The sequence below is a fragment of the Guptibacillus hwajinpoensis genome (assembly GCF_005144865.1).
Lineage (GTDB): Bacteria > Bacillota > Bacilli > Bacillales > Guptibacillaceae > Guptibacillus > Guptibacillus hwajinpoensis_A.
Genome location: NZ_SWFM01000008.1, coordinates 76,407 through 92,948, shown reverse-complemented (window position 1 = coordinate 92,948; position 16,542 = coordinate 76,407). Strand labels below are relative to the sequence as shown.

Annotated in this window: 14 protein-coding genes; 7 read left to right on the top strand and 7 right to left on the bottom strand. The window is 42.0% G+C overall.

Annotated features, from left to right (window positions below; genetic code table 11):
- Positions 1 to 228: 228 nt before the first annotated feature.
- Together gntK and FBF83_RS18815 are read right to left on the bottom strand one after the other, a co-directional pair.
- Positions 229 to 1,770 (bottom strand): gluconokinase, encoded by a 1,542-nt coding sequence (gntK, locus tag FBF83_RS18820; RefSeq protein ID WP_136948695.1) that lies wholly within the window; start codon positions 1,768 to 1,770, stop codon positions 229 to 231.
- 78 nt (positions 1,771 to 1,848) lie between these two features.
- A complete protein-coding gene (locus FBF83_RS18815; protein ID WP_136948693.1) occupies positions 1,849 to 3,192 on the bottom strand; it encodes a GntP family permease in 1,344 nt (447 codons plus the stop codon).
- Positions 3,193 to 3,540: 348 nt separating this feature from the next.
- Between FBF83_RS18815 and FBF83_RS18810 the strand changes: the two genes are divergently transcribed.
- Entirely contained in the window at positions 3,541 to 4,398 is an 858-nt protein-coding gene (locus FBF83_RS18810) for a MurR/RpiR family transcriptional regulator (protein WP_136948692.1), read from the top strand.
- A gap of 172 nt (positions 4,399 to 4,570) precedes the next feature.
- Positions 4,571 to 5,689, top strand: a complete 1,119-nt coding sequence (locus tag FBF83_RS18805; RefSeq protein ID WP_136948691.1) for an NADH-dependent flavin oxidoreductase — start codon at positions 4,571 to 4,573, stop codon at positions 5,687 to 5,689.
- A gap of 34 nt (positions 5,690 to 5,723) precedes the next feature.
- On the opposite strand, the gene FBF83_RS18800 is transcribed toward FBF83_RS18805, so the two are convergent.
- The 3 genes from FBF83_RS18800 to FBF83_RS18790 all read right to left on the bottom strand — a co-directional run bounded on the left by FBF83_RS18800 (position 5,724) and on the right by FBF83_RS18790 (position 9,090).
- A complete protein-coding gene (locus FBF83_RS18800; RefSeq protein ID WP_240688152.1) occupies positions 5,724 to 6,035 on the bottom strand; it encodes a DUF1330 domain-containing protein in 312 nt (103 codons plus the stop codon).
- Positions 6,013 to 8,286 (bottom strand): molybdopterin-dependent oxidoreductase, encoded by a 2,274-nt coding sequence (locus FBF83_RS18795; RefSeq protein WP_136948689.1) that lies wholly within the window; start codon positions 8,284 to 8,286, stop codon positions 6,013 to 6,015. The genes FBF83_RS18800 and FBF83_RS18795 overlap by 23 nt, the downstream gene beginning before the upstream one ends.
- A gap of 108 nt (positions 8,287 to 8,394) precedes the next feature.
- Entirely contained in the window at positions 8,395 to 9,090 is a 696-nt protein-coding gene (locus FBF83_RS18790; protein ID WP_136948688.1) for a helix-turn-helix transcriptional regulator, read from the bottom strand.
- Between the two features lie 135 nt (positions 9,091 to 9,225).
- Here FBF83_RS18790 and FBF83_RS18785 point away from each other — a divergent pair, with 135 nt between their 5' ends.
- Genes FBF83_RS18785 through FBF83_RS18775 form a run of 3 tightly spaced genes read left to right on the top strand, consistent with a single transcriptional unit; the run spans position 9,226 to position 12,894 of the window.
- Positions 9,226 to 10,116: a R2-like ligand-binding oxidase gene (locus FBF83_RS18785; RefSeq protein WP_136948687.1), complete on the top strand. Its 891-nt coding sequence runs from the start codon at positions 9,226 to 9,228 to the stop codon at positions 10,114 to 10,116.
- A gap of 19 nt (positions 10,117 to 10,135) precedes the next feature.
- On the top strand, positions 10,136 to 11,662 hold the full coding sequence (locus tag FBF83_RS18780) for an aldehyde dehydrogenase family protein (RefSeq protein WP_136948686.1): 1,527 nt from the start codon (positions 10,136 to 10,138) through the stop codon (positions 11,660 to 11,662).
- Between the two features lie 17 nt (positions 11,663 to 11,679).
- Entirely contained in the window at positions 11,680 to 12,894 is a 1,215-nt protein-coding gene (locus FBF83_RS18775; RefSeq protein WP_136948685.1) for an iron-containing alcohol dehydrogenase, read from the top strand.
- Between the two features lie 43 nt (positions 12,895 to 12,937).
- Here FBF83_RS18775 and FBF83_RS18770 read toward each other — a convergent pair whose 3' ends face one another.
- Together FBF83_RS18770 and FBF83_RS18765 are read right to left on the bottom strand one after the other, a co-directional pair.
- The gene (locus FBF83_RS18770) at positions 12,938 to 13,555 is read right to left on the bottom strand and encodes an NAD(P)-dependent oxidoreductase (protein ID WP_136948684.1); all 618 of its coding nucleotides are present in this window, start codon (positions 13,553 to 13,555) and stop codon (positions 12,938 to 12,940) included.
- Between the two features lie 55 nt (positions 13,556 to 13,610).
- On the bottom strand, positions 13,611 to 14,807 hold the full coding sequence (locus FBF83_RS18765; protein ID WP_136948683.1) for a class I SAM-dependent rRNA methyltransferase: 1,197 nt from the start codon (positions 14,805 to 14,807) through the stop codon (positions 13,611 to 13,613).
- Positions 14,808 to 14,930: 123 nt separating this feature from the next.
- Here FBF83_RS18765 and FBF83_RS21330 point away from each other — a divergent pair, with 123 nt between their 5' ends.
- Both FBF83_RS21330 and FBF83_RS18760 read left to right on the top strand, forming a co-directional pair.
- Complete coding sequence (locus tag FBF83_RS21330) at positions 14,931 to 15,059, top strand: hypothetical protein (protein WP_255436221.1); 129 nt, start codon at positions 14,931 to 14,933, stop codon at positions 15,057 to 15,059.
- Positions 15,060 to 15,144: 85 nt separating this feature from the next.
- The gene (locus FBF83_RS18760) at positions 15,145 to 16,476 is read left to right on the top strand and encodes an MFS transporter (RefSeq protein WP_136948682.1); all 1,332 of its coding nucleotides are present in this window, start codon (positions 15,145 to 15,147) and stop codon (positions 16,474 to 16,476) included.
- Positions 16,477 to 16,542: the final 66 nt, after the last annotated feature.

The following is a 16,542-nucleotide window of genomic DNA, read 5'->3' as shown; positions in this document are numbered from 1 at the left end:
TGCACCCCAAACCCTCGGTCACTTCACCTTTCAATCTGAACACATAGACCGTGTTCATTTTGAAAGCTTCCAGTGCCTGCCGGGTTTAAACGGGGCGCTTCCGCTTTACTTTTGTTCCAGCTACTGCGCCTACCCCCTCGAGTCGCTTCACCTTTCAAATTGAACACAAAGACCGTGTTCATTTTGAAAGGCTCCAGCGCTTGTCGGGGGTGGACAGGCGCATTCGCTTTACTTTATTCTATTTTGGAATTTGGCTATTTCTGTGTATTCCTCTGTTAGTTTTCTGGATATTCTGATGTAGATTGGTAGTAGTTCTGAGTAGATTTGGACGTTTTCTTGGTTTGGTTGGTGGCTGTGGGTGTCTCCAACTAACTCAGATACAATATTCAAGGAATCGATTTCGCCAAGTGCTTCCATACCTAGGACGATTGCACCGAGGCATGAGCTTTCATAGCTTTCGGGAACGGTCACCTCTTGATTAAAGATATCCGCCATCATTTGACGCCAAAGGACTGATCGTGCAAATCCACCTGTTGCTTTGATTTGTTTTGGTACACCAATTAGTTCTTCAAGTGCTAGAAGAACGCTGTATAGATTGTAAATAACCCCTTCAAGGACAGAGCGAATCATATGCTCTTTTTTGTGATTTATAGCGAGGCCAAAGAAGCTTCCGCGTGCATCTGCATTCCAAAGTGGTGCCCGTTCACCTGCAAGATAAGGGTGAAAAATAAGACCATCAGAGCCTGGATTCACCTGCTCTGCGATTCTCGTAAGAATTTCGTACGTATCAATGCCAAGCCGTTTGGCTGTCTCTGTTTCAGATGCAGCAAACTGATCTCGTACCCATCGGAACGTGATTCCACCGTTATTTACAGGTCCACCAATTACCCACTTGTCCTCTGTAAGAGCATAGCAGAAAATACGTCCTTTTGGATCAGTAACTGGTCGGTCTGTGACGGCTCTAATCGCACCACTTGTTCCAATTGTGACAGCAACCACACCAGGTTCAATAGCATTTACACCAAGATTGGAAAGAACTCCATCACTTGCTCCAAGAATGAATTTCGTTGATTCATTTAGACCGGTTTCTTCACAATATGGCGCTTTTAATCCTTCTACGATATGAGTTGTCGACACTGGCTTCGATAGGTGATCTGCTGTTATACCTGCTACCTCAAGTGCTTTATCATCCCAATCAAGTTGTTCTAGATTAAATAAACCTGTTGCTGAAGCGATGGAATAATCAACAACATACTCTTCAAAGAAGCGATAGAAAACATACTCCTTAATGGAAATGAATTTTGCCGCTGCTTGAAATAGGTCTGTTTCTTCGTTTTTCAACCATACGAGCTTAGAAAGTGGCGACATGGGATGAATCGGTGTACCTGTCCGTAGATAGATCTCATGTCCTTCCATCTCATTCTTGATCTTTTCTGCCCATTTTGCACTTCGATTGTCTGCCCACGTTATACACTTTGTTATCGGCTTACCCGCTTCATCTATAGCAATCAAACTATGCATCGCTGAACTGAAAGAAACGAACTTCACCTGATTCGCCTTTAACTGATTATCTTGCATCACCGTTCGAATAGACTCCACAACTGCTAGTAGAATTTCTTCAGGATCTTGCTCAGCTGTGGCTGGTGTTGGTGTATATAATGGATATTCAACATTATGCTTTGATACTGGCTTACCATCTTCTTTATATAAAACAGCTTTCGTACTCGTTGTACCAATATCTACACCAACCATATAACGCTCGTTGGTCATCATAAGACATTCCTCCAATGTTTCATTATCATGAGCAAAAGAAGCGAACATCATAATGATGTTCGCACTGTTTTTAGCTTAGCTGATAAAAAAGCTTAATACAAAGACGACAAGGAATCCGACTCCACCTATTAACGTCTCCATTACTGTCCACGATTTCAAGGTGTCTTTCTCATTCAATCCTAGGAATCTGTTTACAAGCCAGAAGCCTGAATCGTTTACGTGTGAAAGCACCGTTGCACCTGCAGCAATTGCAATAACCATTAGGCCAAGAACTGGTCCTTCCATCCCCATGCTTGTGATGAGAGGAGACATTAGACCTGCAGCTGTTACCATTGAAACTGTTGCTGACCCCTGGGCCACACGAACTGCAGCTGCAATTAAGAAAGCTAGAAGAATTGGTGGAAGTGCAGATGATGCCATTTTATCACCAAGTACTTCACCAACGCCTGAATCAATTAGCACTTGTTTAAATACACCACCTGCACCAGTTACTAGAATAATAATACCCGCTGGTTCAAGTGCTTTATTAGCAATCCCCTGTACTTCTTCCTTTGTATACCCACGCAATGTACCAAGTAGAATGAACGCAAGAATTGTTGCGATCGTTAACGCAACGAACGGGTGTCCCATAAAGGATAAGAAAGAGCGCCATGGATTACCTTCCTCAAGTAGAACATCTGATAACGTATTCGCTAGAATTAATACAAGTGGAATAAGAATTAAACTTGTAACAAGTCCAAAGCTAGGAAGCTCTTTATCATACTCTTTCTGTTCAAGTTCCATGTAATCTGGAACCGTTACGTGAATTTTCTTCCCTATGTATCGACCAAACAATGGTCCTGCTATAATCATTGCTGGAATACCAGCTAAAGAACCAAACAAAATAACCCAGCCAAGATCTGCACCAATTAAATCAGCAACCGCGATTGGTCCTGGAGTTGGTGGTATAAAACTATGCGTAACAGCAAGGCCTGCTAATAGTGGAATTGCATAGTGTAAAAGTGATTTTCCTGTCTTTTTTGCAAGACTATAAACGAGCGGTACAAGAATGATGAAACCAACATCAAAGAAAACGGGAATGGCGACAATGAATCCTGTTAAACCAAGCGCCCATTGTGCTTTATCTTCACCGAATTTCTTAATCAATGTTTGAGCAAGGCGCTCTGCCCCACCTGACACTTCAAGCATTTGACCAAACATCGCACCTAGACCAACAACAACTGCAACGAAACCAAGCGTTCCGCCCATTCCGGCTGTTATTGATTCAATTACACCTTCAAGTGGCATACCAGCAGCGATACCAACTAGTAAACTAACAAGTAGTAAAGCAACGAACGCGTGCAATTTTGTACGAATAACAAGAAATAAAAGGGCAAAAATAGCAAGCACTGCGATCAAAATTAACATATTCCCTGACATATGATCTCCTCCTATCAAATTCATTGTGAATTAAGTACTAATTCAACTGAAAAACTCTTTTTTAACAGAACAAAGCCACTATGTACTAAAATTCAAGTCAACCTAAAGGTAAACGCTTTCAAAAAAAACAGAATTCGTAAAATCTCGGCTTAGATAAACACTGCCATTTTTGGAGGGTTCAATAATCCGATATTCTTATAAAAAATCCCATTAAAAGAAATATTTTTTCTCACAACGTCATTATACATTAAATATTTTTCATTACAAGCGCTTTCACGAAATCCATTTTCATCTTGTTTGTAATCGGTTACAATATTACAATCAGAGTTGATAGAGAGGAGAATATCCATGTCCGACAACGAAACACGTCACTGCCTTCCTAGAATCCGCTCATCATACTCACAACTTAGTGAGAAAGAGCGAAAGGTTGCGGATTACATTCTTGTTCATTCTAACAAGATTATTCATAGCACGATTAACCAGGTGGCAGATGATTTGAATGTTGCCGATGCTACAGTCTTTCGCTTCTGTAAGCGAATCGGATTTAAAGGGTTCCAGGCGATGAAAATTGCTCTTGCTGCTGAAATTGTGAATCCAATTCAAGATATCCATGAGACCATTTCTGAATCTGACTCTTCAAGAGAAATTGCTGAAAAAGTACTTCGTTCTAATATTCGAACCCTTGAGGATACGTATCATATTCTTAATAACCAAACAATTGAACAGGCAGTGCAAGCATTATTAGAGGCAAATCACATTGAATTCTATGGAAACGGTGGTTCTGGCATTATTGCAATGGACGCTCAGCATAAGTTTATTCGAACAGGCCTACGAACGACGGCATACAGTGATGCACACTTGCAGATCATGTCAGCTTCGCAATTATCAAGTGATGATGTAGCCGTTCTTATCTCACACTCGGGAACGAATAAGGACATGTTACGCGTTGCGGACATCGCGAGAGGAACTGGCGCAACCACGATTGGTATCACAAACCTTGCAACATCGCCATTAAGCAAAAAAGTCGACATCCCTCTTTATACTGTTTCACAAGAAACAGAATTTCGATCGGAAGCGCTCGCTTCAAGAATTGCTCAATTAAGTCTGGTTGATGCGCTCTATGTGAACATCATGATGGCTAGGAAAGATCAATCAAAGCAATCTCTTCAACGCATGCGTGAAGCCATTTCCTCAAAACGAATATAGAGATAAACATCAAAAAATCCGCCTACGCGGATTTTTTATTTGCGCTTATAACCATCATAACTTTTCCTAACTTCCACATAAACCAAGCAGGCATTTTTAAAGACACGAAAAGGACTCCCATGCTAAACTGTAAGAGTTGAAATTACAGTATGTGTACTGAAGGAGGATCACAATGTCTACTAATTTAAAAATGCTACAACCTTATACTCTATCTTCTGGTGTAGAACTTAAAAACAGAATCATGCTTGCACCAATGACAAATTTCTTATCGAATGATGATGGAACAGTATCGGATAAGGAGCTTGCCTATTACAAAGAGCGCTCCGGTGGTGTTGGTACCGTTATAACTGCTTGCGCAAATGTTCTCACACATGGTAAAGGGTTTGCTGGTGAAATTGGAGTGTACCGCGACGAACAGATTCCTGGACTAAAGAAATTGGCTGATACGATACATGCTGAAGGAGCAAAAGCGATCCTACAAATTTTCCATGGAGGAAGAATGTGCCCTCCAGAGCTCGTTCCAAATGAAGAAATTCTTAGTGCAAGTGCTATTCCAGCTGAACGAGAAGGTTCAAAAACACCACGCGCCATGACGGAACAAGAAATTCAAGATACTATTGTTGCATTCGGAGAAGCTACAAGACGTGCCATCGAAGCTGGATTTGACGGCATTGAACTTCACGGAGCGAATACGTATCTGCTTCAACAATTCTTCTCTCCACATTCTAATCGTAGAGAAGACGGTTGGGGTGGAAGTCTTGAGAATCGTATGAAATTTCCACTCGCTGTTATTGAAGCTGCACAAGCTGCCGTTAAAAAACACGCCGACGAATCATTTATAGTAGGTTACCGCGTCTCTCCTGAAGAACGCGAAAACCCTGGTATTACGATGGATGACACTCTTCAGCTTGTTGATGAACTTGCAACGCGTAACCTCGATTATGTTCACGTATCACTTTCTGATTTCTATCAGGGATCTATGCGTGAAGACGATACAACTCCTCGTATGGAATTAATCAAGGATCGAATCGGTCACCTCGTACCTGTTATCGGTGTTGGTTCTCTTCATACACCTGATGAAGTCGAAAAAGCACTCGAAACCGGCGTTCCTCTTATTGCACTTGGACGCGAAATGATTATGGAGCCCCGCTGGGTCGAGAAAGTGGAGAATGGAGATACAGCAAGCATCCGCACAACTTTACAAATAGGAACCCAAGATGAACTTGTTGTACCTGAACCACTATGGAGTACCATTTTCAGCGTACCTGGTTGGTTTCCTATTGAAGATTAATAGAAAACCCTCCGCATGAATGCGGAGGGTTTTTCTATTTCAATACTGGTCTTAGATCTTCCATCTTCTCAAAGAGGTGCCAGACAAAATCATCAACACCAAGCTCGCGATGTGGATGTAAGTCTTCAAGATCCGGATCATTCACATACTGATAGATGCCTTTTTTCGATTCCCATTCCACAAGCATCATTACCTGTCTTGGTGCGATATCTCCTTCGGGAGAAGAATCTAGCTTACCCATAGCAATAACCTTGCCTCCGTATTTACGAACAGGTTCTTCCGCCCTTCTCGCATACTCTGCATACTCTTCTCCATCCTTAACGTTAAACAAATTCAGAGCGTACATTGCCACGTTCATTCCTCCCTTGATTCCCTTTCCTAACAGCAATCGGAATACCGTTTAGCACCGCCGTACCTGACACAGCATCCAACCTTTTTTCATAACTTAAAAGATTCGAATTTACACCCTCATTTTGTCCTGCAACATCCATTTTCGTTCCTTTCAACCCATGTCCATAACCATGTGGAATACTAGCTACCCCAGGCATTATGTCATCCGTTACCTCTACTGTTACTTGAAGTCGTCCTGCTTCAGACTCTACTTCTGCCACTCCACCATCCTCTAAATCAAACCTTTTTGCATCATTAGGATGCAACAACATCGTACAACGGTTCTTTCCTTTCATTAAGACAGGAAGATTATGCAACCACGAATTGTTAGACCGTAAATGTCGTCTGCCTATTAACATCATATCTGGCTTATTACTTATTTCATCTTTCAGTCTTTTCACATCGTTTACAATTAGTGCAGGTGCTAGCTCAATTTTTCCTGTGTGCGTTAAAAGGATTTCAGGAATTCTTGACTGCAACGGACCAAGATCTAGCCCATGTGGGTGCTTTTCTAGTTTTGAAAGACTCAACCCTTCTGCGTCCTTAAAGTGATCACCATAAGGACCCGTTCTGAGCATATAATCAAGCATTCGCTCAGGTCCTTTTCGACCTTGAAGAGAGGACATGATTTCTTCAGGATTTCGTCCAAAGACCGGTGACTGGTCGTTCTTCACATCTTTATTTATTAGAAATTGCATCGTAGCATCATCCAACTTTGTTACAGCACCTTCAGATGGCTCTTCATCTCCAATTAAGGAAGCAAGCTTCAAAAGAATTTCCCACTCATCAAGCTGGCCTTTTTTCTTCTCGAATACAGGGCTTGAGTAATGTGAAATATTTCTCACTGAAAGCTGATAGAATGAGAGATCATAATGGGATCGCTCGAGTGGTGAAGGAGCTGGTAGAATCACATTTGCATAGCGTGTCGTTTCATTTAAATAGCAATCCACGCTTACCATGAAATCAAGATTTTTCGCCGCTTCTTCTAAACGTTTACTATTCGGCGTAGATACCATTGGATTACCAGCAACGGTTACAAAGGCACGCACCTGTCCCTCTCCAGGCGTCTCCATCTCCTCTGCTAGACATGCCACGGGAAGCTCACCAAGAACCTCTGGCATTTCGCTCACTCTACTTTTAAACCGCCCAAATCGATATCCTTTTTTTCTAGACGTTTTCCCTCCAGCTGCTGGTGTTGTGAACATCACGCCACCTTCCCGATCCAGGTTGCCTGTAACATAATTAATAACATCAATAAGCCAGCTATTAATTGTCCCGAATGATTGCGTACAAGTTCCCATCCGCCCGTAAACTGCAGCACAAGAGGCGGAAGAAATATCTCTGGCGATCATTCGAATCTCTTCAGAATCAATGCCGCATACACTCGCCATTTTCTCAGGTGAAAATTCCTTCGCTAACTCCTTTACTTCTTCCAAACCGTTAACATAATCAGCAAGATAGTCATCCTTCGACAGTTTCTCGTCAAACAAAGTGTGGAGTAAACTAAATAGAAAATAAGCATCCGTTCCTGGCTTAATGAAGTGATGATCATCTGCCAATTTTGCTGTCGCTGTGCGTACGGGGTCAACAACGACAAGACGACCACCCCGTTTTTTTAAGTCTTGAAGTCTCCCTCTCATATTCGGTCCCGTCATTAAGCTACCGTTCGAAACAACTGGATTTGCTCCAATACAGAGAAAATATTGCGTTTGGTCGACATCAGGGATTGGAATACTAAAATCACCGCCATACATCATCTCAGCCGCTAACTGTTTTGGGATTTGATCTACTGTACTTGCTGAGTATTGATTTCGACTGCCAAGCGCCCTTAGAAAAATAGGCAGGTACAGCATGCCAGATAAATTATGAACGTTTGGATTACCAAGATAAACGGCTACCGCATCTTTCCCATACGCTTCAATCACACCACGAAGACCTTTTCGAACTTCTTTAAATGCCTCTTCAAAACTAACAGTAAACCACTCTTCCCCCTTCCGAATCATCGGCTCTCGGATTCGGTCAGGATCATGGTGAAGTTCTTTTAAGCTAAACCCTTTTGGACATAAATACCCCTTACTAAATGGATCTTTTTTATCCCCTTCAATGTGCGTAACTTCGCCATTCACCGTATGAATTTCAAGTCCACACGTCGCCTCACATAGCGGACACGTACGATAGTGAATGCTTTCCGCTTCACTGCTTTTCACGTTATCCCTCCTTCTCTTCACTTAAATACCAACCAGTCAGTATATTAAGTTTACTGAAAATTTCGTTTTTACACAAGAGCTTTTATACCTTCACTTCGTTGAAAATGATTAGTGAATCCACCTCTCTCTTAATGCATTCGCAACTGCCTCAGCACGATTGTTTGCATTTAATTTACGAATTGCTGAGGTTATATAATCTCTTGCTGTAAAATCACTAATTTGCAAAAGTTGGGCAATTTCTTTCGTGCTGTGTCCATCTGCGGCATGCTGAAGAACCTCTGTTTCTCGAGGACTTAACGGATTTGGGGACAGAGAAGTAATCGGAAGCATAAAGCCTAGTGCTTGCCTGAAATAAACCATCACGTCATCAATTAGTCCTTGATGAATTGTAATTCCTTCCTCCTTCTCATCAATAAGGACACAGCCAATAGCAATACGCTCAATGCTTAAAGGAATAATGAGTACGGACGTTAAATTATAAGCTTCAATATATTCTTCGGGGAAAAGTTGATGATGTTGATCCATCATCAACAGAGCAGGTTTATTAGTAAGTAATGCGCGTTGAATCGGTGGAATGCGTCGTATATCCTCTCGTATTTCATTCATGGAAAATACGCCGCTACGGTCCACACGGAGAACACCTTCTCCAATGCCCGTAAAATAAGAAAAAGTAAAGATACTTGCACGTCTGAATGGGAAGTGAGAAAGACACTTTTGGAGCATTACTTCACAACGTTGGATTGGGTCTTTCGTTTCCATCAACTGATGAAAAGATCGCATCCACGTTTCTTCATGCATCGACATGATTCACCCCTATCTTTTCAGGAATCGAATGTTCAGACATAAATCGTTAAACTAAATATGTAAGCGCTTTCTGTGATAGCTCTTTTATTATAGAAGCTGACGGATTAAATCGCAAGCAATGAAAGGTGGTCTTATATGCGGAGAGAAATGATAACGACAAGTGAGCGAGGACTTCAAGAAGACTCGCTCCCATTTCGACTGTATCAAAAAGCCAAGAAGTTTGGAGGGTGGGATCCAAAGGAGATTGATTTCACACAGGATGTGAAAGACTGGCAGTTTCTATCAGGAGCTCAGCAAGAGGAAATCATTAGGCTAGTTTCGCAATTTCAAGCTGGTGAAGAAGCCGTAACACTTGATCTCCTGCCACTCATTATGGTGATTGCTAAAGAAGGCAGAATTGAAGAAGAGATGTATCTAACGACTTTTCTATTTGAAGAAGCTAAACATACTGAGTTTTTCAGACTTTTCCTTAATGAAATTGGTCAAAAAGACGACCTTTCACGTTATCACTCTGACACATATCAGAAGATCTTCTATCATATTCTACCCGAAGCAATGGGCAAGCTCGAGCACGATCATTCAAGGGAAGCACTTGCTGAAGCATCGACGATCTACAATATGTTTGTTGAAGGTGTTCTTGCTGAAACAGGCTATTTTTCTTTCTATCAATCACTAGAGCAGGCTCAAATAATGCCTGGATTAATGAAAGGTGTTGGTCTACTTAAAAGAGATGAATCACGTCATATCGGCTATGGCACTTTTTTGCTGCAGCGATTGATTGCAGAGAAACCATCTCTATTTGAAATTGTACAGAACAAAATGAATGAACTTGCTCCACTTGCCCAACAGCTAACTCAGGAAGGAATGGGTGGTAGAACTCAAAATGCGTTTGGAAACACATTGGATGCAACGATGGCCTTTTCTATGAAACAGCTATCCGTGCGTATGGAAATTCTTGCACGTGCAAAAGGCAAAAGCGTAAAAGATATTCAAAAAACGCTTGAAGCTGATGTCGGCGTCATTTAAAGCAAAAGGAGGATAAACAATGTCAGTTAACGTAGATATCAAGTCATATCCGCTTTTCATTAACGGTGAATGGACCGCCTCAGAAGCTAAACGTACATTCGATGTCGTCAATCCAGGGAATGGAGAGCTTGTTGCAAAGGTAGCAAGCGGAACAGAGAAGGATGTCGACCGCGCTGTGGAAGCCGCAGCTGCTGCATTTGAACAGGATGAATGGCGAGAAATGCCACCGAAAGAGCGTTCGAAGATCCTTTATGCGATCGCACAAAAGATCATGGAAAATGCTGAAGAGCTCGTCGGATTAGAAGCGATCTCGTCAGGCGGAACAGTTCGAAGACTTGGCTCAAATGATGTGCTTCAGATGGTTGATTTATTCCAAACGCTCGGTAAATTTGTACTCGATTACACCTATTCTGAAACACTCCCTTCTCCACCGTTTCCTGGACCCTCACACAACTTCATCTGGCGTGAACCAATCGGTGTATGTGCAGCCATTACGCCATGGAATATGCCCATGTTAATCGCAACATGGAAGATTGCACCTGCACTCGCAATGGGTAATACGATCGTTATTAAACCAGCAAGCTACACACCGCTCACAACTCTAAGGCTCGCTGAAATTATTTCTGAAGTTGTACCACCTGGCGTTATTAATGTGGTTACAGGAAGCGGTAAAGAAGTGGGTGAAGCGCTCGCCACTCATCCAAAAGTAGAGAAAATTGCCTTTACTGGTTCAACTGAAATAGGTCGTCACATTATGAGTCTTGCTTCGCAAACAATTAAAAACACGACACTTGAGCTTGGAGGTAAATCACCATCGATTCTATTAGAAGATGCAGACCTCTCACTCGCCCTTCCTGGGAGCCTATTCGGAGTCTTCCTCCATTCTGGACAGCTTTGTGAATCTGGCACAAGATTATTTGTTCCAGATAAAATCTATGATCAAGTTATTGATGGATTAAAAGAGCTTTCAGAGAAGCTTGTTCTAGGTAACCCGCTTAATCCCGGTACAGATATGGGTCCAGTAATTTCTGCCACTCAAAAAGAATCGATTCTATCTTATATCGAAAAAGGAAAGCAAGAAGGCGCTCGCCTCGTTTGCGGTGGACATGAAGTTAAAATTGAAGGATGTGAGAAAGGACATTTTATTGCTCCAACGATTTTTGCTGATGTGACAAACGATATGACAATAGCAAGAGAAGAGATCTTCGGACCTGTTCTTTCTGTTATCCGCTATAGCGAAGTAGAGGAAGCGATACGCATGGCTAACGATACCATTTATGGACTTGCTGCAGGCGTATGGACGGCAGACGTTAATAAAGCATATAAAGTCGTTCGCAAACTCCGCGCTGGCGTTGTTTGGATCAATGACTGGCATATGCTTCGAAACGACGCTCCTTTCGGTGGATACAAGCAAAGTGGCATTGGCAGAGAGATGGGCAGACATTCACTTGATGCCTATACACAGATCAAGCACGTTCATACGTCGATGGTTCCAGAAGCGGAACGCAGAACATGGTACAGTCTTCTCCTTTCAAACCAATCTTAAAAATGGAGGTGAGCAGTATGTCATTAACTTATTCTCAAGTCATGCTTAGAACTGCAATTCATAGTGGTGCAGGAACTCGCGCGCTCGTACCAGATCTATTTAGGGGGCTTCAAGCAAAGCGAGTCGTCCTTTTCAGTGATCGCGGGCTTGAACAGGCTGGCATTGTTGAAAAGATCAAAGAATTATTTGCCTTAACACCACATGGGACAGGCCCTGATCTAGCAGGAGTATACCTAGATATCAAGCAGGATGCAGGTAGTAAGGACGTGAATGCAGCACTACGATACGCTCGCGAAGTTAGTGCTGACGGATTACTAGCTGTTGGTGGCGGTAGCGTCATGGACACTGTAAAAGGAGTCAAATACTGTCTTCATCATGGCTTAACAGACATTAAAGAAGCTATACCAGGCGGCCTACTCTATTTAACCTGGCCAGAAGCAAACTATATGCCAATCCCCCATATCTCAATCCCAACGACAGCTGGAACGGGTTCAGAAGTTTCTCCTATTGCTGTTATTTATAACGAAGACATCAAAATGAAAACCAATATTATTCATCCATTCATTAATGCGGATATGGCAATATTAGATCCTGAACTCACCACTGGTCTTCCCGCATCCATTACGGCATTTACAGGATTTGATGCCCTAACGCACGCTATTGAAGCTCTCGCCTCACCAACAGCGACAGCACTGACTGATGCCTACGCGCTGCAAGCAATCCGACTAATTGAAACCCATCTTCCAACTGCAGTGAAGCAGGGAAACAATTTAACTGCAAGAATGGAGATGCTGCAGGCGAGCATGATGGGAATTACAGCCTTTAGTTTTGCACTTAATGCGATCCCAGTACACAATTTTGCCCATGCATATGGAGCGCTTTTCCGCATCCCACACGGTCTTGCAAATGCTGTATTCCTTCCTGTCATCATCGAAATGATTCCTGATTTGTATTTACCGAAAATACAAGAGCTTGCTCAAGCGCTGAATCTAGAAACGAAAGGCAAAGGAAAAGAGACATTATTGCAGGACGTTATCCAAAAAATTAAGAACATGCAGCAGGACATCGGCCTTCCTGCAGACTTTAAGGAATACGATATAAAAAATGAAGCTTTGGAAGCAACGATAACGGCCGTCAAAATGGATCCTGCCGCTCTTAATTTCCCGCTTTCTCCTGAACTAATAAAAGCTGTAGGTGAGCGAGTGATTTATACTCAGAAAGTATCTGTATAGTTCCATAAAAATACCCGTGAAGCGATCGCTTCACGGGTATTTTTCAATTGGCGAGTCCGACTGATTGACGAATGTAGAGATGATCAGTAGCTACTTTAAGCATAAAATCAGCTACGTCTTCTCTTGAAATTCGCCGCCCTCCTTTTGGAACGCCACTAGTTGTTTTACGATAATCGCCAGTTCTTCCATCATTCGTTAATCCCATTGGACGGGCAACTGTCCAATCTGTATCACTTGCAGCAAGGAGATCTGTCGCTCTTCGATGATCAGCAAGGACGTTTTGTAGCAGTTTTCCTGCAATGAAACCAGTAACACCAGGTATTTCTTTATTAATGCCAGCAGATGCCATGTAGATGATTCGCTTCACATCGTGAATACTCATTGCATCCAGAATGTTCGCCGTCATCGTAGAAAGATCAGTCGTTTTTCCAAGACCATTCGCTCCAAGGCACGATATAACCGCATCAAATTCAGGACGCACCGCCAGTTTGACGTCAGCCGCTTGCATCGCATCCCCTAGCTCAACGAAGAGGCTTTTGTGAGAAGTCTCAAGATTAGAAGGTGTTCGAACAAAAGCTGTTACGTGATGTCCGGCTGCGATTGCTTGTCTTACGAAAGCATTTCCCGTGCCCCCTGACGCCCCAAATACAATCAAATTCATGGTTATAACCTCTCCCCTTATAGCGATTCATCGTTCCACTCTATACTTTGAACATTTACTTTATCTTTTTAATGAAAACTACTTTTAAATAGTTGCCTTCACGGAATTCTTTAATCGTTCTAAAATCTTCCGGTAGTGTAAATTCCTCAAGCAACTTATACTTTTCATTCGTTTCTTTAAAGGCCTGGTCAATAAATCCTTTAAACTTCTTCATGTCATAACCGCTATAGTTCGTTGAAGCAACAATAACGCCATCGTCTTCCGTTATGGAAATAGCATCTTTTATAAGGTCCTTATAATCTTTTGCCGCACTGAACGTATGCTTTTTTGAACGGGCAAAGCTTGGTGGATCCAGAATAACCATGTCGAAGGAAAGATTCTTTTTCACAGCGTACTTAAAGTATTTAAATACATCCATGACAAGAATATTTTGTTCTTCATAATCAATGCCATTTACACTAAATTGCTCAATAGTCTTGTTGAGACTTCGATTTGCAAGGTCGACACTCGTTGTTTTAGATGCGCCTCCCTTAACAGCAAAGACGGAAAAAGCTCCTGTGTAAGAGAAAGTATTCAAGACCGTTTTTCCGCTCGCGTATTGATCACGAATTAGCTTACGAACAGGACGCTGATCAAGAAACACCCCGACCATAGCACCTTCGTTTAAATACACAGCAAAGTCGACACCATTCTCTTTAACGATTAAAGGAAATTCGCCCCGAACTCCTGTGACAAAGTCATCATCTTCAACATACTGACCCTTTGCGTCAAAACGCTTCTTCTCGTAGATCCCTTTAAAGTCCACAAGGCGCTTTAAGGCTTCAACGACGAAGCTTTTAAAAGAATAAACGCCTTCACTGTACCAGTTAATTAAATAATACCCGTCAAAATAATCAATGGTTAGACCACCTAGGCCGTCTCCTTCACCATTTACTACTCGAAAAGCGGTCGTATTTGCATCTTCAAAGAAAGAATTTCTGTAGTGAATGGCTGTTTGAATCTTTCTTACAAAAAACTCCTGATCAATCGATTCATTCTGTTGTTGAGTTAGAACCCAGCCATATCCTTTATTCTGTCTCCCGTAATATCCTTTGCCGATAAAACGTCCCTGCTCATCTTCAAGTCTAAGGATGGTTCCTTCCTCTTTTAGACGATCGCTATTCACAATAGCTTCTTTAAAAATGAGTGGATATCCGTTCTCAAATTTTTTTTTGTGCTTGGAATGAATCTGCACACTTAATTCATTTGTCATCTTGTCATCCTATCTGTTCATGTTTTTATTATGGTTGCATTATATCATGTTCAACAGCGTCTACCTAAAGGGATAAATTCATGCACCGAGCTAAAACTAACTATTAAAAGGTGGTGAGCTAGCTTGAAAACAAAATCAGATACAGATATTGAAGAAGTGAAGCGCCGTAATGCCAATTCTGGCTTAACATACAACCAGGCCAAAGAACAACTTGCCCGTCAGTTGCAAAAGAAAAATAACACGATTCAATAAGGACGTGAGATGAGACAGATGAAGCCCTTATAGTTTACAATAACCTGGTGCTTCATGATTCAAAAGTAGCATCAGGAGGTTTCTAATGAACGACAAAAAAACAACAAGCTATTTCCGGACAATTCTTCTTCTAAGTGTAGCGGTATGGCTTGTTGTGATGAATACAACAATGTTTAACGTAGCCCTTCCAAACGTGTTAATTGAATTTAACCTTAGCCCAGCAGACGGAGCTTGGATTGTTTCAGGCTATTCGATTATCCTTGCAATCTTTACGATTACGTACACACGCCTGTCTGACTATCTTCCAATAAAAAGTCTGCTAATAACAGGAATCATTATATTCGGGCTCGGTTCGGGGCTCGGTTTCTTTGCCGAAAGTTTCCCATTACTACTTGCAGCAAGACTTCTACAAGCAACCGGAGCAGCCGCTATTCCAGGCTTATCGATGGTATTTGCGGGACGGTTTATTCCGCTAGAAAGAAGAGGTAGGGCAATGGCGATGATTGCCTCCGCTTCCTCACTAGGCTTTGGACTTGGTCCAGTTGTTGGAGGCGTGGTAACTGAATACCTCGACTGGAATTACCTTTTCACTGTGACGCTTTTTGTTGTCTTGTTAATACCAGTTCTGTTTCGCCGTCTTCCCGATGAGAAAGTTCGAAAAGGAAGCTTGGACTTCATAGGTGCACTGTTAACAGGTGCAACAGTAACGAGTTTCCTACTGTATATCTCAACATTTAATTGGATGTATCTAGCGCTTGGTATCATTGTAGGTGGTCTTCTCTGGCTACGAATTACAAGGACTGATGTTCCGTTTATTCAACCTGCACTATTTAAAAATAAAGAATATCGAATGCTGCTATATATGAGTTACCTTGGATTTACAACTCATTTTGCCATCTTGTTGCTTATGCCGCTTATGCTTCAAAATGTATATGAGAAAGGACCTTCCATCGTTGGATATATTATTTTCCCTGGTGCCATGCTTTCAGCTGTAGCCGCCATTTATGTCGGGAAACTTCTTGATCGATATGGCAACATGAAGGTCATTTACCTGGCACATGGGCTACTTCTCTTTTCAACAGTGGTCTTTTATTTCTTATCACCACTGAATGAGTACATGATTATGGTTGGATACATGTTCACAAGCTTTGGTTTCTCAAGCCTTTCTTCTAGTACAACAAATGAAGTATCACGTATCCTCCCATCTGAACAAATCGGAACAGGAATTGGCATGAAGCAACTCATCCAATTCGTGGGGAGCGCTTCTGGTTCAGTAGCTGGAGGTATTCTACTTGAACTAAACGGATTAACCTATAGCAAAGGGTCTTTCCAAATTACCTACTTGTTCCTATTCATTCTTATGGGAATCTCTTTAGCCATCATGTTCCTTTATGCTAAGACTAGAAAAAAAGATTAGCACACCAAAACCTCCCGGCTCGTTGAGCCGGGAGGTTTTCCTATAGCACCATTCGACATAAAACGG